Genomic DNA, 22,880 nt, shown 5'->3' with positions numbered 1-22,880 from the left:
TAAAAGCCTCCAACCCCTTCTCCACCATGGTCTCCCATTCCCAAACCTCTTTGCCGTCCACTGACTACGATGCCGTCGTCATTGGGGGCGGGCCCGCCGGCTCGACCGCTAGTGCCCTCTTGGCCGAGAAGGGCTGGAATGTGGTGGTGATCGAGAAGGAACGGTTCCCTCGCTACCACGTCGGCGAGTCGCTCATGCCGTTCTGTTGGCATCTTCTCAATCGCTTGGGTTTGGTGGAGAGGATGGATGAATTGGGGTTCACCCAAAAGTTCAGCGTCCAGTTCGCCACGCCTCAAGGGCAGGTTTCCAAGCCTTTCTACTTCTTCGAACACTATGACCATCCCTCGTCGACCACCTGGCAGGTCAACCGAGATGAATTCGACCACCTCCTCCTGCGCAATGCGGCCCACCAAGGTGCGGAAGTCCGAGAAGGCACCAAGGTCACCCGCTTGTTACAAGACGAGACCGGCCGCTGCCGTGGGGTAGCGGTCCTGGGAGAAGAGGGCGAAGAAGAAATCCGGGCTCGCATCGTGGTGGATGCCTCCGGTCGGGATGCCTTTGCTCAATCCAAGCTTCGCTGGCGCGAGCGAGATCCGCAGCTCAACAAGGTCGCGATCTGGACCTACTTTGAAAACGCGGTCCGCGACCCCGGTCTCGACGCGGGTTCCACCACAGTCGCTTACCTGCCGCATGGAGGTTGGTTTTGGTACATTCCTCTCAAAGACGGGCGCACCAGCTTGGGCGTGGTAGGCGAGCGCGGGGACTTGTTCGATGGCACTCGTGATCCCGCTGAAATCATGGACCGTCAGATTCAGGACAATGACTGGATTCGTGATCACTTGAAAGGAGCGCAGCAGGTGGGCCAATATTGGACAACCGGGGAATACTCCTATCGCTCTCGCTACTCTGCGGATGACGGATTGGTTTTGATCGGGGATGCCTTTGCCTTTTTGGACCCCGTCTTTTCTTCCGGAGTGTTCTTGGCCTTGAAAACCGGGGCCATGGGAGCCGATGCTATTGATGCGGCGCTCCAGGCGGATGACGTGTCCGCGGAACGCTTCGCGCGCTACTCGGATGAGGTCTGTGCCACGATCGAAAAGTTCCGCAAAATCGTGTATGCCTTTTATGACAAGGAGGCCAGCTTTGGCAAGGTGATCCGGAAACACCCCGACCTGCGGCCCGACCTGACCGATCTCTTGATTGGCAACGTGGACAAAGGGGGCTTCAAGGAGCTTTTCGAAGGCTTCTCGGAACTCATGCCACTGCCTGCCGACTTGGAGCACGGTCGCCCGCGCACCGCCGAAGCGGTTGCATGAAGATTCTCCACCTGACGCCGGGCACGGGTGCCTTCCATTGCGGGAGTTGTCTCCGCGACCAGGATTTAGCCAAAGGGGTGCGGGCTGCGGGGCACGACTTCACGGTCATTCCTCTCTACCTGCCCTTGGTGGTCGATCACGAATCGGCCGAGACCGAAGGCGCTCCCATTTTTCTGGGTGGCGTCAATCTCTACCTCCAGCAGAAGCTCCCTCTCTTCCGCCACACGCCGCGTTGGTTGGACCGCCTGCTGGACGGGCGCTCCTTTCTTCGGAAGGCGGGTCGCCGAGTGGGCATGACGAGCGCCCGGGACTTGGGAGAGATGACGGTGGGTTCCCTGCGGGGGATGGAAGGTCCGCAGCGGAAGGAAATCGGAAGATTGATCGATTGGATGGCTTCTCAGAAAGGGTTCGAGGTCATCTCGATTTCCAACGCTCTTCTCCTGGGCTTGGTGCCGGAGTTGCAAGCCCGGCTACCTGGGGCGCGCTTGGTTTGTTCGCTCCAAGGAGAGGACACCTTCCTCGACTCGTTGACCGACCCTTGGCGGGCCGATTCCTGGAATCGCTTGCGAGCGCTCGCGCGGGGGGTGGATCTTTTCACCGCCGTCAGTCACTACCACGGGCAGCTCATGCAAAAGCGGCTGGACCTGAGCGACTCTCAACTCCGAGTGGTTTCCAACGGCGTGGACGTGGAAGCCTTTGCCCCCGCTCCTCCGGATCCACCGAAGGTCCCGGTCATTGGCTACCTCGCGCGCCTTTTTCCTGACAAGGGCCTGCTCACTTTCGTGGAGGCCTTTCTCAAATTTCGCCAAACCGAACTGGGGCGGGAGGCCCAAGCCCTCATCGCCGGGGCCTGTCTGCCTGCCGATGAACCATGGGTCGAAGACTGCCGCCAGCGCCTGCGGGCGCAGGGTTGCGAGGCGGCCGTCACCTGGCTGCCGAACTGTTCCTTCGAGGAGAAGGTGGCCTTTTTTCACCAGCTGAGTGTGTTTTCGGTGCCGGCCGTCTACGGAGAATCCTTTGGACTCTATGTAGTAGAAGCCATGGCCAGCGGGGTGCCGGTGGTGCAGCCGCGTCACGGGGGCTTTGTCGAAATCGTGGAGCGAGCCGGAGGAGGTCTTTTGGTGGAGCCGCCAGGTGATCCATCGGCTTTGGCCGAGGCTTGGGAGGAAGTCCTGGGGGATGAGGAGGGTCGCGCAAGATTGGCCCGGGAAGCCCGCGAGTCGGCCGTGGCTCATTTTAGTCGCACCCGCATGGTGGCGAATTTTCTGGCAGCCGTGGCCTGATTTTATACCAACCTCCATTCTTCCAGTGAATTCTGGAGGTTGGGATTAGGTCAGCCCCAACCAGCCGCGTAGGAGAGGCACGGTGAGGGGGATGGTGACCAAGCTGGCCCCTGTCGTGGCCACCACCACCTGGACCGCCGTCTTGGTGTGCCCGCCGTAGTGCTTGGCCAACATCACCGGTATGACAGCCGAAGGCATGGCCGCTTGCACACTCATGACTTCCAAGAGCGCTTGCGTTGGCCGAAGCAGGCAGGTCAGGCCCACCAAAGTGAGGGGAATGAGGGCCAAGCGGAGCAGGAGACCGGACGCTGTGACCTTCCAGGGTCGCAGCAGGCCCGCCAGGGAGTGTTCTTGCAAGAAGGAGGCAATGTTGGCCCCCACCAGCAAGAGCCCCACTGGGATGGCGCACTGCCCCAGCATTCCGAAAAAGCCCTTAAGAAAGGCCGGCTCGATCAAGTCGAAACGGAGGGCGTTCAAAAGCAGCCCCGCGCAAATCGCCAAGATGGGGCCGTTGACGAGGTGTTTCCAGGGAGAGGTCAAGCGCCCCGACAGGAGGATCACTCCGGCCGACCACAAAGTGGCTTCGCAGGCGAGGGCGAAAGTGAAATTGACTGCCAAGGTCTCCGCTGAGGGATAGAGCCCGGCGATCACCGGGATGGCCAGAAAGCCATAGTTGTGCGTGCCCGCCAGAATGGCAAAGGTGCGGCGCCCGGACCCCGTGTTGAGACGCAAGAGCCTGGCCCAGCCGTAGGCCAAGGCGATGCCGCCCAAGCTGGCGAAGGCCCCGAGGAGGCCTGCCTGGACCACGGTGGAGAGGGTGCGAGCGGCCTCACTCCCGATCAGTTTGTCGAGAATGAGGGCGGGGAGGAAGAGATTGAAGGTCAGCTTGAGCAGCGTCTTTTCCCCCTCCTCGGAGAGCAGGCCGCGCCTCTGAAAGAGGCCCCCCGCCCCGAGGAGCAAAAAGAGGGGAAGGACGGCCTGGAGCAAGAGAGAGGTCAAGAGGGAAGGGGGGCGAAGGCTAGGGGTTCGGTGCTTGACTCGATTCCCATAGGGTTGACGGATGAAGGTCTTCAGCAATCCCTTTTTATGAAAGCATCTCGCTCTGACCGCGCCCTGCCCCGCTTCTTTTGCTCAGCCGCTCTTCTGGGGCCGCTGCTATTTTCAGCTTGTGGAAAGAAAGAATCTTCCGGCTCGGTCGAGGTCAGTGCGCCCCCTGAGGAGGAGACCTTGGTGGAAAAGGCCATCGAGACCCTCCTGCCGAGCGAGGAGACGATCGGGGGGTTGGCCGCCCGCGCGGAGGCTTTTGGCTTTCTCTCCCGGTTGCCGCAAGAGACCGAAAGCGTCCTTCAGGTCCGTCACCTCGCTCAGACCCTGGGCCAAGTGAAGGATTCGGGCTTGATGGAGCGCCTCCGCCCCATTTTGCAAGAGCGGCTGGGACTGGATCCTACCGTTTTCTTCGATTTTCTGATCAACCCGACCCTGGAGGACGGCATTCTTCCGCCCGAAGCGGCCATCGCAGCGGCTCTCCTCGGGCAGGAATTCTTTGTGGCCTTCGGAGAGGGAACGGCGGAACAGACGGAGCTGCTCCAGGAGTTTTACGAGATTTACGTGGAAGGGCTTTACCTGGTGACTTTCGGGCAGTTTGCCTCGGGCGCAGGCCTCACCTTGACCAGTCTGCCGAATGAAGATCCCGACTCCTTCCTGCCAGCCGAGACCGATTTCCTCCTGCAAACGCTCACCAAACACATGGACGAACTCCTCACACTGGGTGAGGACGCGACGCTGCCGCCGGTCCTGGCCGGCTTCAAAACCGAAAAGAGCGTTCGCGACTTCATCGTCGACCAAACGGAAGAATTGATTCTCCAAATGGAGGAAATGATGCCTCCCGCGCTTTCTTACAAGCGGGTCGAGAAATCGGGTAGCCGCTTCACCCTTTTCAGCTTCAGCCTGGATGGACTCATTTCCAGAGAGGTCCTGGCTGGGGATGGCCTGGAAGAGGTCATGAGCCCTCGGGAGATCGACCGGCTGCACACGGCCCTGGTGTCCAAGGAAATCGTTTTTGGCTACGGCGTGGTAGAAGATTACCTTCTTTACTTCGCGGGTAGTGAGGAGGACGAACTCCTCTTGGTCGATTCCCCGGAAGCCTCCCTTCTGAATAAGTCGGTCGTGGCGGAGGTCGACCCTCACCTCGGAGAAACGCCCCTCTTTTTTGCCTGCACCGATTACCCTGTCCTCGATGCCTACTACAACGGAAGCGTTCCTGCCATCATGGCCATGGTGGACGCGTTCTCTGAAACCGTCTCGAATGTAAGCGAATTTGGCGACACCCGCGATGTCATCAAACTGATCGACAATTTCAAAGAAAGTCTCGCTGTCATGTATCAGTATGACGGCGGCCCGAACGCGACTCTGGCCTTCCTGGACGAGGGGCTCCGCATCGAATCCTACGGCGGAGTGACCTCCTCTCTCTTGAGTGAAGAGCCTCTCGGATTTGCCTCGCTTTTGGAGGCCGAATCCCTGTTACTCGGGGCAGTGGGGGCGGCTACCTCGGAGTATCGGGAGGCAGCTCTCGGGGCCTTGGAGGGAATCATCGAAGCGGGCTATCTCTTGGTCCAGAAGTATGCCCAAGCGGAGGTCGAGCCGGTCTTTGGAGAGCAATTCACCGAGATGGAACAAGTCTTTGCCCCTGGTCTGGTCCAGGCTTGGCGGTCGATCCGAGACAATTTCTTCGCAGGGGTGGGCCAGGAAGAAGCCTTCCTCGTGGACATTGGGGGCAAGATGCCGAAAGCGCCCTTTCTGCCGCAAGCGATCCAAGGGGAAGGGGAGATTCCCCGCTTGGCCTACCTTTATCAGGTCGAAGATCGGGGAAAAGTGGCGGCCACCTGGGACGACTTGGAGCCTGCCTTGCAAGAACTCCTGGATCAAGGAGCTCCCATGATGGGCATGGAGCCAGGACAGATCAAGATCCCCGAGCCCATGGCCATGAAGGCACCCGGCCTCAACAGCTATTTCTATGCGTTCTCCGGGATCACGACCGCGGATTTTTTGCCGGTGGCCTCCTTGTCGGATGAGGTCTTTTTGTGGGGCTCCTCGCAGAACTTCAACAATGAGATCTATGAGAGCTTGACCGCTAGTGAGGTCACCTCCCAGGAAAGCGGCTACCTCGCCACCCTCAACTTCAACACGCTCCGCTCGCTGGGAGCCACCTGGCTGGATGTGGTGGAAAAGAACGCGGGCGAGATCTTTCCGGATGATTGGCAGCGGGAGTCCTTTGAAGAAAACCTTCCCAATCTGGAATTGCTCTTGGAAGTGGCCTCCGTCTTTGACCGACTCGACCTTCATTTTCGCAACGAGGACGGCCAGGCTCGCTACAGCATCGGACTCCGTCTGCGGGATCTCGATTGATTCGGCCGCTTTCTTGCTCTCGTTCACCCGCCGATTCTTTTGGCGAGGTGAGTCATCGCGGAAATTCCATGGACGAAAACCCAGGAGCCAACTTGACCGAACCGGTCTACGTAATCGGGCACAAGAACCCGGACACCGACTCCATCTGTTCGGCGATCGGGTATGCCGAACTCTTGCGAAGAACTCGCCGACCGGAAGCAAGGGCCGCTTGCTGCGGCGGCATTAACTCGCGCACCAAGTGGGTCCTCTCCCAAGCAGGCGTTCCGGCACCTGAACTCGTGATGGATGTCCGGCCGACAGCGGCACGGATTGCTCGCCGAGCCGTCGGCCGAGTGAAGCCGAATGAGACCTTCCAGACCGCCTACGGCATCATGATGGAAGATGGCTTGCGCGCGATACCGGTCGTCGATGAGCAAGGGCGCATCATTGGAATGCCCAGCCTGCACGAAATCCTGCGCCTGATCCTCCCCAATGGCCATCTCAACCAGCAAGTGAGAGAGGTCATGACCAGCTTGGACAACATCGCCAACGTCCTCCAAGCCAAAAAACTCGTCTCTTTCGAGCCCGAAAAAATCGAGGACTTCATCATGATGGTGGGGGCGTCCAGCGCGGAAACCTTTGCCCGTCGGCTTGGCGATTACGATGCCTCCCGGCTGCTGGTCTTAACCGGGGACCGCCCGCCTCTGCAAGTGGCGGCAGTGGAATATGGGGTGCGCGCGCTCGTCCTAACCGGCGGCTTTCCTCCCGAGCCTTGGCTGGCTGCCTTGGCCAAGGATCATGGAGTGAGCGTCTTGACCTGCCAGCAAGACACCGCCTCCACCGCGCAGCTAGTGCGGTTCTCCCGACCCGTCTGTGACGCCTTGCTGGACTCCGACTTCGTCAGTTTCTCCGCCACCGAGCTGGTCTCGAGGATTCTCGATCAGGTGCAAAACTCGACTGAGGTCCTCTTCGCCGTGGTCCACCAGGAAACCCGCAAGCTTCTGGGAGTCTTCTCGAAATCTGACCTGCTCGATCCTCCGGCCGCCCAGCTGGTCTTGGTGGACCACAATGAGTTTTCCCAAGCCGTCGACGGCGCCGACGAAGCGGACATTCTCGAAGTCCTCGACCACCATCGTCTCAGCGGGAACTTGGTCACCCGCGAGCCCGTCCGTTTCATCAATGAGTTAGTGGGTTCCACTTGCACGATCGTCGGCCAATCCTTCCAGAGAGAAGGGCTCCAGCCGGAGCGGGGGACAGCGGTTTGCTTGGCGGCCGGCATCATCGCCGATACCCTCAAGCTGACCTCGCCCACCACCACTGAGGTAGATCGGGAAATGCTCCATTGGCTTTGTGGCGTGGGCGAAATCGACTTGGAGGACTTTGCGCGAGCCTTCTTTGAAACGGGTTCCATGTTGCGGGAGTTGCCCGCCTCGACCGCCCTCGGAGCCGACCGCAAGGAATACACGGAGTCAGGTTGGAAGTTGAGTATTTCTCACATAGAGGAGCTAGGCTTGGAGGTCTTCTGGGAAAGGGAGGAACCCCTGCGGGCCGCCTTGGAAAGTCTTCGGGAAGAAGGTGGATTGGACCTTGTCTGCGTCATGGTAACCGATGTGGGGAGGCATTACAGTGTGCTTCTGGCGGCCGGGGACGAGCGTCTGCTGGCAAAGCTTCCGTATCCTCGGATGCGCGAAGGCCTCTATGAGATGGACGGAGTCGTCTCCCGCAAGAAACAACTCTTCCCCGCCCTCAGCCGCGCCGTCTCCGAGGTCACGGAAGTAGTCGGAGCAGGGGAGGGATAAAAAACAGAGGAACCCTCCTCGTCCTCCGTCAGCGAAGTGAGAATGTGTTCTGCGCTCGCCATCTCCATCTTCATTTTCTCGCGCTCACCGCACGCGAAGCTTCTGTAGCGAGCTACCCACGCGCCGCAACACTGCTTGGATTGCCTAACCAGACCAAGGCACGACGAGGGCGCGGTGCAGGCACCGTAACCGAGGAGCAACGCAGGGCTGGCTCGAAATCCACTCGGCCATTCTACCAGTCAATTCTGCAGCTTGGTATAACCTGAATGGCACATCCAGAAGCTCCTCGGCCACGCGAGCCTCGAATCCACGGCCATCTACACCGAGATGAACGTCGAGGCCCTCCGCCAAGTCTTCGAGGCCTGCCATCCGGCCGAAAAGCGCTGGAAGGAACGCGGGGCTTGAATTACCCTAAGCCCATGAACGAACGAATTACCTTCAACCCGGAACAGTGCGGTGGACGGCCGTGCATCCCGGGATTGCGGATCCGGGTCAAGGATGTCCTCGACCTGCTCGCCGCGAAGGTCCCCCGGCAGGAAATCCTCGAGGACTTCCCGTATCTCGAGGATGCAGACATCGACGCTTGTCTCCATTATGCGGCGGCTGAGGCTGACCATCCCGTTCTTGTGACCCCCTGAAGTGGTTCGAGCCCTTGTTGCCGCAGATCGAGCGACTGCTGGAGCAGGGGGATCAGCTCATCGAGGGGCGGTAAGGATCGCTCCTTCCTTTAGCCGCTCTGGGCTGCTATCGTCCCCGGTTTCCTGTTACCTATGTTCTCGGTTCCTACCCACCATGCCGCAGAGATGGATTGCGGAGCAATTGAACCTGAAGAGCCCGGCCAATGTGAGCCAGCAAGTGCGAAGATTGGAAGGCCTGTCCGAGAAGGAGTTGGAGGAGGAAGTCGTGAGCTGGATGTTGAGATTTGTTGACTGACCCCTTGACCCCTTGACCCCTTGAGGCTGAGCCTTTGCGAGGCGGTGGTGGCTTTTACGTTTTGCCTAGAGACTAAATGAGAGACCAAGATTCCTGGAGAACATTTCTGCTCGTTTTGCTGAGTGCCCTGTTCATGTTGTTTACACCGTCCGGGAGCGCGGAGGTGCCAGATGCCGATCGATACGTCGAGACATACAAGCAGTATCTCGACGCAGTGTCACCTCTCCCAGAAGACGAGATCAAACACTTTGTCTTCATCCCTCGGGCTGAGATCCGTGAGCATTCGTTTTTGGACAACGAGCGGATTGCCGGTGCTCAAATCCTTTATCCCTGGAGAGCATTGGAGAAATCTCGTGGTTCTTATGACTTTTCCATTGTAAGTGAAGACCTCGATTACCTCACTTCCAGGAAAAAAAAACTCTTCATTCAGCTTCAGGATGTGACGTTCCACTTTGAGAGTCCAGCGGTGCCCTCCTACCTCCGAAGCCCAGAGTTTGATGGAGGTGAGTTTGAGAAGAAAAGCGATGAGGGAGCTTCCTCTGGCTGGATCGCGAAACGCTGGAACTCTAGAGTTCGAGATCGCTTTGCCTTGCTCCTGAAAGCTCTCGGGAAGGAGTTCGACGGGAAGGTCGAGGGCATCAATCTTCCCGAAACCGCTGCCGAGGGATTGAGCACCGAGCGTGACTCTTCCTTCACTTCACAGCTCTACGCCGAAGGAATCAAAGCGAATATGAGGGCACTGAAGGGTGCTTTCCCTAAGTCGGTTACCATTCAATACGCGAACTTTATGCCCGGCGAGTGGCTTCCGTGGGAGGACAGGCGATATTTGCGCTCGATTTACGAATACGGGGAAGAGATTGGGGTTGGTTTGGGAGGGCCTGATTTGATGGTTCGGCGTAAAGCACAGCTAAACCATGCTTTGGCACTGATGCATGAAAACCGGTATTCCGTTCCCCTCAGCATAGCCGTGCAACGAGGAAACTACATTGGGATGACGGGAGCGGATGTCGGGCCAGGCCAGAGTCTCCCCAAAGGCAACCATCAGCAGCCAACGGATGTCCCGATGCTTCATGCCTTTGCGAGGGACTTTCTTAGGGTGGATTACATTTTCTGGCAAAATGAAGAACCCTATTTCACGCGAGATGTTCTCTCGCATTTGCGATAGTTTCGCCTTTCAAAAAGATTCGAGCCGAGCTTTCTCCGAGAGGGTAGACAGGCGGGGCTCGGTCTGAGCACCTCATACCAAGCTCCAGAATTCACTGGTAGAATGGAGGGAAGGTGTTGTGGGGAAGAGGCGCTGAAGCGCGGGGAAGGAAGAGCCGGAGTCTTTGGAGCCAGCCCTGCGTTGCTCCTCGGTTACGGTGCCTGCACCGCACCCTCGTCTGGCCCGAAATCCACTCGGCCATTCTACCAGCCAGTTCTGCAGCTTGGTATAAGAAGCAGATCAGGTTGCCAAATTCGGGAAAGACCTACCCGGAAGGGTTTCACTGGGAGGCACTCGGTTTGCTTGCGAGTTTTCAAGTAGGAGGAGCATCCAGTTCGGTTTGGGCGGTCGGTTCCTCTTCGGGTGGAGAAGAGGAGGGGAGGGTTTTGGTGGTGCGTGCGCCTAGTTTTCTGAGTTTTTCGGCGCGGCCAATGAGGTTGCCCGTTCCTGTTTGGAGTTTTTTGCGTGCTTGGTGGTAGCTGTCTTTCGCTTGGCGGAGGCGGTTGTCGAGGGCGTCCATGTCGTCGAGGAAACCGACCAGTTTGTCGTAGAGCTTGCCGGCTTCGTCGGCGATGCGGAGGGCGTTGCGATTTTGTTTGTCTTGCCGCCAGAGGTTTTCGATGACGCGGAGGCTGGCCAAGAGGGTGGAGGGGGTGACGAGGACGATGTTTTGGCGGAAGGCACTGTCGTAGAGTTCGGTGTCTCTTTGCAGAGCGAGATTGAAGGCGCTTTCGATGGGGATGAAGACGAGGATGAAGTCGAGCGATTCCAAGCCGTGGGCTTGCTGGTAGTTTTTCAGGCTGATGCCTTTCAGATGAGCGCGGAGGGAGTCGCGGTGGCGTTGCGCGGCCGATTCGGTTTCCGCGGGGTCTTCGGCGTTCACGTAATCGGCGTAGGCTACCAAGCTGACTTTGGAGTCGATGATGACGTGGCGCTGGTCAGGGAGGTGGATGACGACGTCCGGCCGGACTCGCCGGGCTCCGGCTTCGCTCTCCGTGGTGTAGCTGCCTTGGGTGGTGTATTCGGAGCCTTCTTGGAGGCCGGATTGTTCCAAGATGCGTTCTAGAAGCATTTCCCCCCAGGCTCCCTGGACCTGGCTTTCTCCCCGGAGGGCGTGGGTCAGGTTGAGGGCGTCCTGGGAGATCTGTTGATTGAGCTGGCGGAGATGACTGAGTTCTTGGCGGAGGGCGGCGAATCGCTCGCCCTGGCTTTCGTGCGTTTTTTCAACTTTTTCCCGGAATTCGACCATGCGATCGCGAAACGGGACGAGTAGTTCGCCTAGGCGCTCGTGGCTCGCTTCGGTGAAGCGCTTGGATTGTTCATCGAGAATTTTGCGAGCGAGGTGGGCGAATTCGCCTCGGTTGTGTTCCAAGAGCTGGCCTAGCTCTTCGCGCTTTTGGGCGGTTTCTTCCTGCAAGTGTCGGTTGGCTTCCTCGAGGCGAGCCAGTTGGCCATGGAGGGTTTGCAGTTGCTGCCGCTGCTGGGCGTTTTCGGCTTGGTTTTGGGCCGCTTGCTTTCGCTCGCTGGCGAGTTCTGCCTCGAGGATGGGCTCGCGTCGCTGGCCCCGCTGAATGAGCCAGAGCAGAAGGCCTCCAAGAAGAAGGCCGAGGGCGAAGGGGAGGGCGGCTTGAGAAAGAGAGGCGGACACGGGTGGGGCACTTTCGGAGATTTCAGTTTCCTGGAAAGTCTTTTGTGGCTTGGTGAGCGCGATGCTTTTGGCGGCCCAGCTTTCAGATATCTCCTACGCCTTTCTTGGGCTTCTTCTGGAGGGTTTGCCTTTCATTTTTCTGGGGACGTTGGTGTCCGGTTTCATGGATGTCTACCTGCCCTCGGGCTGGCTGGACCGGGTCTTGCCGAAGAATCGTTGGTCGGCGGTCGCGCTTTCGGGCTTGCTGGGGTTTGTGATGCCGGTGTGCGAGTGTGCGGTCGTCCCGGTCATTCGCCGCCTGCTTCGCAAGGGGCTTCCACTGAGCTGCGCGGTGGCCTATATGTTGGCGGCTCCCATTTTCAATCCCATCACTCTGCTAAGCACTTTCAAGGCTTTTGAAAATTACACGCCGGACGGTTGGCAACTGGCCTTTTCCCGCATTTTTTTGGGGTATGTGACAGCGGTTTTGGTGGGTTGGGTGGTGATGAAATTGAGGGCGTCTTTCGTTTTGAAGAAGAAGGTGCTGGGGGAGGTGCTGGCCGGGCAGGGGACGGGTTTTGGTGAGGAGACGCGGGCTGCGGCTTCCGTGGCGCTCGAGAAAGAGAATCGGACGATCCTGGCCATGCGGACGGCGCTCCGGGATTTTCTGGAGACGGCGCTTTACTTCACGGTGGGGGTCTTTTTGGCCGCGGTCTTCATCGTGCGGGTGGCTCCAGGGGACTTGGAGGGCTTGGCGGCTCAAGAAATGGTTTCGACGGCCGCGCTGATGGCTTTGTCTTATGTCTTGTCTCTTTGCAGTACGTCGGATGCCTTTTTCATTGCTGCGCTGCCGACTTTCACCTTGAGCGCGCGCATGGCCTTTCTTGTCTTTGGCCCCATGCTCGATCTGAAGCTGACTTTCCTGTATTTGAGTGTCTTTCGGCCCAAGTTTGTTTTTGGTTTGGGGCTGGGCCTTTTCCTTTTGGCAGGGGGCTTGAGCCTGTGGTGGTTTGAGTTTGTGACGATCGACGGGATGCGATGAAGAGCTCGTGGTGGAGATGGACGGGGCCGCTCACGGCGGTCTTTCTGGGGCTGGTTTTGTTGTATTTCTTTGTGTCCCGACGGGCGGAGGTCTACCTGGCGCCCGATTTCCTGAATTATCTCCTTTTTGGAGGCTGTGGCTTGCTGGTTTTGGCCACCTTTGTGATTTGCACTCGGGAGACCGCTGTTCCGCGAAGGCATGCTCCTTCGACCTTTGATCTGCCGGCCGGGATGGTGGACGAGGAGGATCCCAGCTCTTCGAGGATGCGAGGGCTTTCTTTTGGGATTCTTTTGCTGCCGCTCTGGGGGGCGATTCTTCTGACAGAAGACGAGTTCAGCGAGGAGGTCTTGCTCCGCCGGAGTGCGGGCGGAGGAGCGCTGCCCGAGCGACCGCCAGCGATGGAGCGAGTGGGCGAGTATACCGAGGAGCGTTTCCGAGAGGAGCATGCTCAGACTCCTTCGGGTCATTTCCGGGTGGATGCGATGGAGCTTTTTTATGTGGCGGGCGATGAGGGGCTGATGCCGATTTTCAAAGACAAGCCCGTCCAAGTGGAGGCTCAGGTCCTCGCGCTCAGCCCGAGCGAGCCGCGGATGTGGATGTATGAGCTGATGATGACCTGCTGTTCGGCCGACGCGCGCCCCTTCGGCTTTCCCATTGAGTTCGATGGTGGCGAGAAACCGGAGATCCCGTCGAAGAATCGAGTCCGCGTGACGGGTATTTTAGGCTTTGAGATGGGAGAGGACGGTTACCTTTCTCCGGTCATCCAAGTGGAGTCGATCGAGGACCTCGAGGCGGAAAGCTCGGGAAGGTCCTCTCCCACGGGTCCGCTTTCGGGATTTTAGGGAGACGAGGCTTCCCTAGAGACTGGCTTCGAGGAGGGCTTCCTCAGGGGTCTCAACGGTTTCGGGCTCTTCTGGCTGGAGGTGTTTGCGAAGCTGGGCCAGCCATTCGTCCACGTCTTCGTGACCGCGATTGCGCTCAGCGATTTCGAACATGGCAGCGATCTGTTTGCGGACGTCTCCTTTCTTGTAGAGGTCCTGCGCCATGGCCCACCTGAGTTTGGGATAGGCGTCGGAGAGGAATTTTTCCTGTCCTTCGGTGGGTTCTTCCTGGTTGTTACTGTTGTTGCCATTGCCACCGTCTCCGAGATTGTTGCGCTCCTGGCGATCTTCGTAGCGCAGGAGGAGTTCCTCTGAACGAGCCATGCGGACGTGGAGGGTGAGGCGCCGCTCCCAAGCTTCCCGGAGCGCGGCCAGGCTTTGGTTTTCTTGGCGATAGTGGTCGAGAATGACCTTTTCGTAGAAACCGCCTAAGTCGATCGGGTTTTTCCCAAAGGGATCCGGTTTGAGGTCGTGGAGGTGATAGAGTTCCACAAAGACCGATTTGATGGGGTCCTGCCTGAGGTGACGTGTCACGCCTGTGACCTCGGCGGAGATGGCTACGACTTCGGCCAAGAAGGCTTCGATTTTTGGCAGCATGTCTTCGCGGCTGGTGTAGGTCGATTCAATGGCCAGCATGAGGAACTTGAGCTGCATTTGGAAGCCGGTGCTCTGGGCGCGCTCTTTGAATTTGTCCGAGTTCGCTCGACGCCACTCGCCATACTCGACGAGGGGACGATCCTTGCGGACGAAGTTGACCTCTTTGTAGGCTTCCATGAAGAAGGCGTAGGCCAGGACGTTGCTGCGCGAGGCGGCCGAGAAGGCTTGGTAGGCCGAGCGCATCCGGTCGTTGGTGGAATCAAAAAAGCTATTTTCCAGCTTGGCCAAGCGCTCGAGGGCTCGCTCACGGTCGACTTCCGTCATGGGCTGAGGTTCCTGCGCGAGGAGACTGAGCGGGAAGAGAAGAGGCAGAAAGAGGCGGTTCATGGGGGTATTGATGCTAAAAAAACAACAGCTCATTCAATTTGCCAGAAAATTTTGCCAATTCCATGGCTGCGATGAAGGCGGGGGACGCTGTTTGAGGAGGGGGTGTTTGGAAAAACGCTGCTTGGCGAGGGCTTCTAACGAATTTGGCTCGCTCGACCATCTTTTCCCGAGAAAGGCCTTTCTATTTTCGAATAGTCATAAATATTCAGAGAAGATAATAATTTAGAGAACCTGCAAGAATTCGGTATCGGTTGGTTTTTATCCTTTTTTCCAAAACAAGCTGCTCATGGAGAATCCTTTTCGGTCTGATGTCTTCCAGTCGGCTTCCCAGCCCTTGGCGGAGGTCGCGAGTCTGCACGCCGAGGATTCCGTGCAACTGGCTCGGCGGGTGGAGGAGCGGCTGGCGGGCGAGGACGAGGGGCTGATTCTGCTAACTTCGCGGGAGGCGGGGTATGGCAAGAGCCATTTGTTGTGGCGTTTGCAGCGTGATCTGGGCTCGCGGATCGAGCGCCTGACGCTTCGCTTCCCCGACACGGGGGTGCCGACTTGGCGAGGGCTGCTGCTGCGGACTCTCCATTGGCTTTCCCGCTCGGATCGCGAGGGCATTTGCCGGATGACTTTGTTGGCGCGGCGCGTCTTTGCCCGACTTTTGACGCAACTCCTTCGCAGCGGGGAGATCCCATGTTCCGATCCGGAGGCCTATGCGAAATGGTTGCCAGAGAATGCGGACTTGGCCTTGGATGTGGCGAGCCAGGAGCACGAGGTGGCGCGTTGGCTGGCGGGTCGGTATGGGGGCCTGCGACCGCTTTTGGCGGAGGCCTTTTCCCAGCTCTATGCGGTGCCGGAACCGGAGTCCGGTTTTTGGGGTCGGCAATTTTTTTGGGCTTTGGCCGAGGAAGGGGGGCCTTCGGTTTGCGATGCCATCGATCGCGGTGAGCTGGGGCACGGTTCGGAGTCGCTCGCTCGAGAGAATTTTGGGGTGCTCAGTCGGGTCCTGGCTGACTGCTTGCCAGTTTGGCTCGACTTCGATCACTGGGAAAGCTGGCAGGGGGAGAGCGAAGGGGCCTGCCGGGAGGCGGCTGCGTTTCTGGGAGAGTTAGGGCGTGGTCCGCTGCCGGTGGTGGCGGTGGTCAATCAGGACTGGTGGCAGCGTGTTCTGGAGCCGACTCTCACGAGCGCCGTCCGGGATCGCCTCACGGCCTCCGAGATGGAACTGGGCGGGATTCTTTTGCCCCAAGCGGAGGAGTTGCTGGAGTCTCTGGTGAAGGTCCAAGGGTCGGTGGACGAGCCAACCTGGGAGCGCTTCCGGAAGTTTGTGGCTTTGGATCGGCGCTTTCTAGAGCGTGGGGAGGAGTCCTGGTCCGTGCGGGCTGTCCTGCGAGTCTTGCAGCAAGCGTGGGAGGATTTTTTCAAGCTGGAGTCGCTCAGCCAAACCCGGGTCCCCGCCCTGCTTCCCCCGGCCAAGGAGAGCGATGAACCTCTGGCCGACGAGCCAGAAGAAACAGAGGAGGAAGCCGAGGAAGGAGCGGCTTCTCCCAAGGGAGAGCAGGGGGAGCCGCTTGGGGCGAGCGCGCCCTTGACCAAGGAGAACGTGGCGCCAGCGAGAGAGTTCCAGCGGCGATCGACGGCCTCTCTCAGCCCTTTGGTCGCCAATGGCGTCCACCATCCGGAGCCGCCCGAATCCGAGCCGCCGCTTTCCTCGCGCGAGGTGGCGCCGCCTTCGGCAGGGAATTTCTATGAACTGTTGAAGGAGTTGGAAGGCCTTCGGAAGGAGAATTTCCCAGGGGAGGAGTGGTGGATTGATTACCCGGTTTTGGAGCAGGTTTTGGCAGAATCGGGTCGCCTTGTGCCCTTTGTGCGGAGCCACCGGGAGTTGGCTCACGAGCGGGCTTTTGTGGTCTGGCGGGTGCCGGGCCAGCGGATCATTTTGGGGGGGCGTCCGCCACAGGAGGAGGAGTATTGGGAGGCGCTCTTGCAGGCGGAGTCCAGTCGGGCTTTGGAGGAGGGGGTCCGTTCCAAGACGGTGCTTTTTCTCAAGGAAGGGGAGTCGTGGCAGCCACGGGAGTGGAGTTTTGCCTCTGCGGCGAGCCTGGCCGAGGGAAGGCTCGATGTGGTGCGAATCGATGCCACGGGTTGGTCCACGCTCTTTGGCATTTCCCGACTCTTGCTCAAATATGGCAATGACCGGCAGGCGAGCCGCTTGTCGGCCCTCCTGCGCCTCTTGAATCAGGAAATGCGTTTTGTCTGGCGACGTCTTTTGCGGGAGGCAGCGGCTAGCTGAGGATTGGTTAGGGGGTTGAGTTTCAAGTTTTCAGTTTTCAGGAAGAGATTGGCGGTTCTTTTTGGGTGAGTCCTCCTTGGTCCGCGGCGGATTTTTTGCGGCCGGTTCAGCTGGCAGCTTGGTCTTAGTTCAGAGTGGGATTTCCTGGGGTGGCTGCCAGGAGCTGGTACCAGGGGCCCAGGCTTTCCAGGAGTTTCTCCCAGAGTGGTTCGGTGGCCCCTTGTTCAGCGAGCCAGGGGCTGCCCTTATGAAGAATCCAGGTTTCTTGGCGGAGTTCTTCTTCCAATTGCCCTTCCCGCCAACCGGAGTAACCGACGAAGGCTCGCACCGTTTTTCCGTCGAGGAGAGCTTCGACTGCTTGGTCGTGGGAGAGGTGACTCTCGGGCACCAGCGAGCCCTCTTCCCGGTTCCACCAGAAGGAGGCGAAGGTCAGCTTTTCGTGACTGACGGGCCCTCCCACGCAGACGGGAACCTCCGCTAGGGGGACGAATTCTGGACCGGTCAGCAGTTGGCCGACTGTTTTGCCGAGAGGGCGATTGAGGACATAGCCCTGGGCTCCTTGCGTAGGCTCGTGTTCCGTTACCAAGATGGCGGTCCGATGAAAATTCGGGTCCTGCAAGGCGGGTGCGGCCAGCAGGAGCTTGCTGCGCAGCTGAAGGGGGCCGGGTTCATCGAAGGATTCCATCGCCGAGGGGAAGTGTCGCCCGAATCTGGCAAAGGCCAAAGGAAAAGAAGCACAGGGAGCCGGTCTTCCTCGTCTTGACAGCGCGGGAGGCGGGCGCGTTAGACGGGGTATGGCCCCAACCCCGCGCTCCCTCCCTCGGGCGGCCGCTCGGCGCGCGCGCTTCCCTTGGAGGGCGGTGATTTATGGGGTGGTGATTCTTTACCTCTTCGTGGATCTCTACTGGGTGGCAGGGCCCCTGCGTGGCCAGCTAGAGCGTTGGCGTTCTCCGCAGGACTCGGTCGAGGCGGGGCCGGTGGCGGCCTTGCTTTATGGCGAGCCGCTCACTTTGACGACTCTCGACCAAGCCGTGGTGCGCTATCTCTGGAAACGGGGCCGGTCGGTGGAGGGCCTTTCTCCGCGGATGCGTCGCGAATTGCGCTTGGCGGTCTTGCGCGAATTGGTGATTGATCGCGCGCTCGAGGTAAGGGCCAAGTATCAAGATCAGGAAATCGATGAAGCGGTCCTAGAGGAGGAATGGCAGGCTTTTTTGGCGCGCTTTCCCAGTCCGGGCCAGCGACGGGCGGAATTAGAAAGCTGGGGCGTGGAGGATGCCGACGCGAGGGAGGCGCTGCGACAGAGGCTTTTGAAGGAGCGATGGCTCGAGCAGGCGATTTTGCCGGACCTCGAGGTGGCTTCGGAAGAGATCGAAGCGTGGTTTGCGGAGAATCGAGAGGACCTGCGCCTGCCAGAGCGAATCCGAGCGCGTCACATTTTTCTCCCCAGCCTCCGGCAAGATCAAGCGGCTCTCCGGGAGCAGGCCCAAGCTCTTCATGAGGCCTTGGTGGAGGACCAGAGTCGCTTCTCCGAATTGGCCAAGGAGCAGAGCCGAGATCCGGCCACGGCTCCGAAGGGGGGAGACCTGGGTTGGTTCGCCGCTGATCGGATGGACGCCAGCTTTACGGGGCCTGTTTTCCGGCACGGGGGGCTGGGCCTATTGGCTCCTTTCGAGAGCAAGATTGGCTGGCATGTAGTCGAGATCTTGAACCGCGCTCCCGGTCGGCCTGCCACGCTCGCTGAGATGGAAAAAGAAATTCGTCTTCACCTTCGCAATGAGAAACGTCGGGTGGCTCTCCAGGAGCTGGAAGAGCAGCTCTTTGCCACAGCCAAGGTAGAGATCCGGTGGGATGTGTTTCAGAATTGATCGGGCGGTTTGGGATCACACCCAGTCGTCGAAGGCCGCTTTGAGGGCTTCTTCGACATCGCCTCGGCCATAGCTGCCGAGCACGCTGTGAATCATCCGGTGGGCGCTTTCGTGCTCGTCATGAATGACTGCTTGCACGCCTTCCTTTTGCAGGAGGCTGACTTGGGAGCGAAACTTGGCCCGAGCGAAGGCGTAGATTTGTGGATTTTGTGCCCGGACGAGCGCCAGCGATTGCAAGGTGATCTCCGCTTCGGGAAAGGTGAAAGCGATGGCCCGGGCTGCTTGCACGCGGGCCAGCTCCATGGTCTCCGGATGGGTGGCGTCGGCAAAGAGAACCGGCACTCCTTGGTGGTGGAGGGTGCGGACCGTTTCGGCATTCAACTCAATCACCAAGACCGGGATGTCACAGCGTGTAAGCGCACGGTGGAGACTGCGGCCAACCGGGCCATAGCCACAAATGATGACGTGTTCCTGCAAGCGTTTGAGGGCGGCGTGGCTTTCCAGTTCTGGGTGGAGGATGGGTCGGGAACGAAAGAATTTCTGGCCTTCGAGCGCCCGAGACAGGGGGGTGGCCCAACGCATGAGCGCGGGCACCAGGCCCATCGAGACGGCGGTGCAGACCAGAAGGATTTGTTCCAGCTGCGGATCGAGGACCCGTAGCTCGCCCACCCGACTAAGCAGAACGAGGGAAAACTCTCCGCTGCTGGCGAGGGCGAAAGCGCCCAAGAGACTTTGGCGGGTGTTGAGCCGGAGCCAGCGAGCTAGGCCCCAGACGATCAGGCCCTTGATCAGAAGAAGAGCGATCACGCCGAGCGTGACGTAGCCCCAGTTGGCCAGGGTGGTGGAGACATCGATGAGCAGGCCCACCGAGACGAAGAAGAGGGTGAGAAAGAGGTCCTTGAAGGGAAGGATATCCGCGAGGACCCGGTGGCTGTAGATGGATTCGCTCACGACCAGCCCAGCCGCGAAGGCACCGAGCGCCAAGCTGAGCTGCAATTGGCTGGCGCCAAATGCGATCGTGGCACAGAGGGCCACCACTGTGATGGTGAAAAGCTCCCGGCTGCGAGTGCCGGCCACGGCATCCAAGAGCTTCGGGATGACATAGCGGCTCAAAACCCAGGTGCCGAGGAGGAAGAGAGCGGCTTTGGCCATGGCTCCGCCCACCGCCATCACGGGAGAACCACTGGAAGCCCCCAGGATGGGTGGGAGAAAAATCATGAAGAGGATCACCAGGAGATCCTGGAAAATCGAGATCCCCAAGGCCATGCGGGCTCCGGGTGAGGTGGGCATGCCCATGTCCTGGAAAGACTTGAGACTGACGGCGGTGGAGCTGACGGCCAAGGTCATTCCGATGACAAAAGCCAAGGCCGGGTCGGCGCCAAAGGCATGCGCTACCAGTCCAATGGCGAGGCTGGTGGCCGCCATCTGAAGACTGCCCCCGCCGAAGACGACTTTACGGAGATGCTTGAGTTCTTCGAGCGAGAACTCGATGCCAAGGGTGAACATCAGGAGAACCACGCCGAGTTCGGCGAGTCGCTCGATGACGCCTTCTTCCGCGGTGGCGCCGAGCATTTCCAAAAGGCCGGAGTTCGCGATGACGACCCCGCAGAGGAAGTAGCCTACCAGCAGGGACTGGCGAAAACGCGCCAAGACAAGCGACACCAGGACCACCGAGACCAGCAGGACGGTCAAGACCGCCACGATGGGGGAGACATCCGTGGAGGAGGTCGCTAGCAGCGAGAGGAGCCCAGCCATGAGAGGAAAGTAATCGTGGCTGGCCCCTCCTTGGCAAGCCAGGCTTGCGCCAAAAGGTTGCGCCTTGAGGCAGGCCGTCCGATGGACGTTTCATGGAAGCCCGCTTTCTCGAACCAGACCGAGCCTTTTTTCGCTTCACGGGCCCCGACGCGATCCGCTATCTCAATGGGCAAGTGACGGCCAATGTGGCCAAATTGGTGGAGGGAGAGGCCCTGCCGGCTCTGGTGCCGAACCCCAAAGGAATGATCCTGGGGCTGGTTTGGCTACACCGGGTAGAGGATGCGATCTGGGTGGATGCTCCCGGGTCCCAGCGCGAGGAGTTGGGCATGCGATTGGAACGTTATCTCATCGCGGACGATGCCGAAATGGAAGATCGTAGCGATGAGTTTGGTCTCGTCCACCAGGTGGGCTCGGGAGAAGGGGTGGTCGCTTGGCGTTGGGGGTTGGCTGGGCGCGACCAGAGGGTTTCCTTAGCTGATTGGCCCCAGGAAGCGGGCGACGATCCCGAGGCGCTCCGAGTGGCGCAAGGCATTCCGCTTTGGGGCCAAGAGCTTTCCGAGAGCGTGCTTCCGGCGGAAGTGGGTTTGGATGAATACGGTGTCGATTTTCACAAAGGCTGCTACCTGGGACAGGAAGTGATTTCGCGCATGAAGCTCTCGGGGAAAGTTCGCCAGAGGCTTTGTCATTTTCAGCTGGAGGGAGAGGCCGCCGAGGGCCAGGAACTCTTTCGCGAGGGAAGAGAGCAAGCGGTGGGTCGGCTCACCAGCATCGCGGGCCAAGAAGCGCTTGGCTTTGTCAAAAGTGCGCTCGTGGAGGAAGGGGCGTCCTTCGAAATCGAAAAAGGACTTTCCTCCTCTGCAATCCTTCGCCAAGCTTGTCGCCCCCGCCTTCGAGCGGAAATTCCGACTCCATGAAAATCCTCCCGCTTCTCCTCGCCGCGCTTGCCTGCCCCCTTTTGCCAGCCTGCAGCGGTCTGAAAAAGGCTGGATCGGTGACCGGCTCCGCCCTCTCGGGAACGGCTTCCATGGTGGGGACGGCGGCCGGGGCAGTGGGGGGCGCTGCCGGCAAGGTGGGCGAACTCAACCCTTGGGATGGGAGCGACGACCATTTCGTGGAGATGAGCCTCTTCTTCGATGGGGAGGGGCACTTGCTTTACCTGCAACTGCGCCCCGATTTGGCACCGGAGACGGTGGCCAATTTCAAGGAACTGGTGAAGGAGGAATTTTACGAGGGCTTGGCCTTCCATCGAGTGATTCCTGGTTTTCTGGTGCAAGCGGGTGACCCCCAAAGTGAGAGCGATGCGAGCCGGGCGGCCTGGGGCTTGCAAGGTCCGGGCTATGTTTTGGACGCGGAGTTGAGCGAGGAACGGTTTGTGGCCGGCACCGTGGCGATGGCTCGTCGCAACAACAAGGTGAACCCGGAGAAAAAATCCAACGGCAGCCAATTCTTCATCGCGCTCAAGCGCCAGTCCCGGCTGGATGGCCAATACACGGTTTTTGCCGAGGTGGTGGGGGATCGCGGAGTGCTTGAGCAAATGGCTCAGGTTCCCACGGACGAGAACGACATCCCGCTCCGGCGAGTGGAGATCGTGGAAATGAAGTTGGTGCACGAGCTAAAAAACCTTCCTGGAAGGACCGAGAAAATCGCCCCCCGAAGCGAGCGAGGGGAGGAGCGGGGTGAGCTGGAAGCGGAGGTGACTGAAGAGAGCCAGGGCTTTTTTCGCGGTTTGCTCAATCGAGTCTGGTAGGAGGGTTCGCTAGAAAAATCTTTTGCATGGAAGAAGGGGCTGCGGTATAGCGCCCGTCCCGCCAGAAGGCGACCGCGTCAGCTTGTTTTCTCAAAATTGGGTAGGTTCCGGAGCGGTCAAACGGGGCAGACTGTAAATCTGTTGGCTATGCCTTCGCAGGTTCGAATCCTGCCCTGCCCACCATATTGATTTTCGAATTTCGATTGCTGATTTTCGATTGTTGAGAGGATGGGGAACTGGGATGCGAACCTGCGCGGGAGGCTCAATGCCGAGCGCCTCAAGGTTTGTGTGCGGGGCGGGGCAGCGGGAGCCGCAGGCGAGCGCCTTCTGTGGTGAGTCTGTGAGCGACAGCGAACCAGTGGGCACCGAATCATCCTGCCCTGCCCACCATTTCGATACTCAGTGAGTTATGCTGATCTGGCTCAAGATTTTCAAAGGCCGACTTTTGCCAAGATGGGCAGAAGATGGGCAGATTTTTTCGGCTGAATTTGACCCGTAAAGTCTGGGTTTGTCTGAGCAAATTTTTTTGTTTTTAGTGGGCCTGCGAAGCTCTAGGCCAGAGCTGGCAGTGGCTAATACCAAGCTCCAGAATTCACTGTTAGAATGGAGGGGAGGTGGAGTAGGGAAGAGGCGCTGAAGCGCGGGGAAGGGAGAGCCAGAGTCTTTCGAGCCAGCCCTGCGTTGCAACAGGGGTTAGGTTGCAGCCCCCCCCCCCCCGCCCGCCCTGGTGAGGGCCCCAAAACAAACCGCCCAAGAAACAACCCCATAATCAGCGTGGG

At 59.3% G+C, this 22,880-nt stretch carries 17 protein-coding genes and 1 tRNA gene; 13 read left to right on the top strand and 5 right to left on the bottom strand.

Annotated features, from left to right (window positions below):
• The first annotated feature begins 26 nt into the window (after nt 1-26).
• Nucleotides 27-1,316, top strand: coding sequence for an NAD(P)/FAD-dependent oxidoreductase (locus AAF555_06220; GenBank protein ID MEM6911162.1), 1,290 nt, complete (start codon nt 27-29; stop codon nt 1,314-1,316).
• Nucleotides 1,313-2,599, top strand: a complete 1,287-nt coding sequence (locus AAF555_06215; GenBank protein ID MEM6911161.1) for a glycosyltransferase family 4 protein — start codon at nt 1,313-1,315, stop codon at nt 2,597-2,599. Before AAF555_06220 ends, AAF555_06215 begins: the two co-directional genes overlap by 4 nt.
• A gap of 45 nt (nt 2,600-2,644) precedes the next feature.
• Here AAF555_06215 and AAF555_06210 read toward each other — a convergent pair whose 3' ends face one another.
• Nucleotides 2,645-3,598, bottom strand: a complete 954-nt coding sequence (locus tag AAF555_06210) for an AEC family transporter (protein MEM6911160.1) — start codon at nt 3,596-3,598, stop codon at nt 2,645-2,647.
• Between the two features lie 87 nt (nt 3,599-3,685).
• On the opposite strand from AAF555_06210, the gene AAF555_06205 reads away from it, so the two are divergent.
• The 4 genes from AAF555_06205 (at nt 3,686) to AAF555_06190 (ending at nt 9,880) form a co-directional block, all read left to right on the top strand.
• The gene (locus tag AAF555_06205; GenBank protein MEM6911159.1) at nt 3,686-6,004 is read left to right on the top strand and encodes a hypothetical protein; all 2,319 of its coding nucleotides are present in this window, start codon (nt 3,686-3,688) and stop codon (nt 6,002-6,004) included.
• A 68-nt stretch (nt 6,005-6,072) separates the two neighbouring features.
• The gene (locus AAF555_06200) at nt 6,073-7,782 is read left to right on the top strand and encodes a putative manganese-dependent inorganic diphosphatase (protein ID MEM6911158.1); all 1,710 of its coding nucleotides are present in this window, start codon (nt 6,073-6,075) and stop codon (nt 7,780-7,782) included.
• A 419-nt stretch (nt 7,783-8,201) separates the two neighbouring features.
• On the top strand, nt 8,202-8,420 hold the full coding sequence (locus AAF555_06195) for a DUF433 domain-containing protein (protein MEM6911157.1): 219 nt from the start codon (nt 8,202-8,204) through the stop codon (nt 8,418-8,420).
• Between the two features lie 371 nt (nt 8,421-8,791).
• Nucleotides 8,792-9,880 carry a hypothetical protein gene (locus AAF555_06190; protein ID MEM6911156.1) on the top strand — a complete coding sequence of 363 codons (1,089 nt, stop codon included), beginning with the start codon at nt 8,792-8,794 and terminating at the stop codon, nt 9,878-9,880.
• A gap of 352 nt (nt 9,881-10,232) precedes the next feature.
• Here the strand turns inward: AAF555_06190 and rmuC are convergent, their stop codons facing one another.
• Nucleotides 10,233-11,567 carry a DNA recombination protein RmuC gene (gene rmuC, locus AAF555_06185; protein ID MEM6911155.1) on the bottom strand — a complete coding sequence of 445 codons (1,335 nt, stop codon included), beginning with the start codon at nt 11,565-11,567 and terminating at the stop codon, nt 10,233-10,235.
• A gap of 61 nt (nt 11,568-11,628) precedes the next feature.
• Here rmuC and AAF555_06180 point away from each other — a divergent pair, with 61 nt between their 5' ends.
• On the top strand, nt 11,629-12,588 hold the full coding sequence (locus AAF555_06180) for a permease (GenBank protein ID MEM6911154.1): 960 nt from the start codon (nt 11,629-11,631) through the stop codon (nt 12,586-12,588).
• Nucleotides 12,585-13,430, top strand: coding sequence for a hypothetical protein (locus AAF555_06175; protein ID MEM6911153.1), 846 nt, complete (start codon nt 12,585-12,587; stop codon nt 13,428-13,430). The genes AAF555_06180 and AAF555_06175 overlap by 4 nt, the downstream gene beginning before the upstream one ends.
• A 15-nt stretch (nt 13,431-13,445) precedes the next feature.
• On the opposite strand, the gene AAF555_06170 is transcribed toward AAF555_06175, so the two are convergent.
• The gene (locus AAF555_06170; GenBank protein MEM6911152.1) at nt 13,446-14,453 is read right to left on the bottom strand and encodes a hypothetical protein; all 1,008 of its coding nucleotides are present in this window, start codon (nt 14,451-14,453) and stop codon (nt 13,446-13,448) included.
• Between the two features lie 286 nt (nt 14,454-14,739).
• On the opposite strand from AAF555_06170, the gene AAF555_06165 reads away from it, so the two are divergent.
• A complete protein-coding gene (locus tag AAF555_06165) occupies nt 14,740-16,734 on the top strand; it encodes a hypothetical protein (GenBank protein ID MEM6911151.1) in 1,995 nt (664 codons plus the stop codon).
• 124 nt (nt 16,735-16,858) lie between these two features.
• Here the strand turns inward: AAF555_06165 and AAF555_06160 are convergent, their stop codons facing one another.
• Nucleotides 16,859-17,419 (bottom strand): YqgE/AlgH family protein, encoded by a 561-nt coding sequence (locus AAF555_06160; GenBank protein ID MEM6911150.1) that lies wholly within the window; start codon nt 17,417-17,419, stop codon nt 16,859-16,861.
• A gap of 109 nt (nt 17,420-17,528) precedes the next feature.
• Here AAF555_06160 and AAF555_06155 point away from each other — a divergent pair, with 109 nt between their 5' ends.
• Nucleotides 17,529-18,599, top strand: a complete 1,071-nt coding sequence (locus tag AAF555_06155; protein ID MEM6911149.1) for a peptidylprolyl isomerase — start codon at nt 17,529-17,531, stop codon at nt 18,597-18,599.
• A gap of 15 nt (nt 18,600-18,614) precedes the next feature.
• Here AAF555_06155 and AAF555_06150 read toward each other — a convergent pair whose 3' ends face one another.
• The gene (locus tag AAF555_06150) at nt 18,615-20,354 is read right to left on the bottom strand and encodes a cation:proton antiporter (protein ID MEM6911148.1); all 1,740 of its coding nucleotides are present in this window, start codon (nt 20,352-20,354) and stop codon (nt 18,615-18,617) included.
• A gap of 92 nt (nt 20,355-20,446) precedes the next feature.
• On the opposite strand from AAF555_06150, the gene AAF555_06145 reads away from it, so the two are divergent.
• The 3 genes from AAF555_06145 to AAF555_06135 all read left to right on the top strand — a co-directional run bounded on the left by AAF555_06145 (nt 20,447) and on the right by AAF555_06135 (nt 22,284).
• On the top strand, nt 20,447-21,268 hold the full coding sequence (locus AAF555_06145) for a hypothetical protein (protein ID MEM6911147.1): 822 nt from the start codon (nt 20,447-20,449) through the stop codon (nt 21,266-21,268).
• Complete coding sequence (locus AAF555_06140) at nt 21,265-22,101, top strand: peptidylprolyl isomerase (protein MEM6911146.1); 837 nt, start codon at nt 21,265-21,267, stop codon at nt 22,099-22,101. The genes AAF555_06145 and AAF555_06140 overlap by 4 nt, the downstream gene beginning before the upstream one ends.
• Nucleotides 22,102-22,199: 98 nt before the next feature.
• Nucleotides 22,200-22,284, top strand: a tRNA-Tyr gene (locus AAF555_06135).
• The last annotated feature ends 596 nt before the right edge of the window (nt 22,285-22,880 follow it).

It is taken from the genome of Verrucomicrobiota bacterium (genome assembly GCA_039027815.1).
In the GTDB taxonomy this organism is placed as follows: Bacteria; Verrucomicrobiota; Verrucomicrobiia; order Verrucomicrobiales; family JBCCJK01; genus JBCCJK01.
The sequence above is the reverse complement of the archived record's forward strand: the minus strand, read 5'-3'. Positions and strand labels throughout refer to the sequence as shown.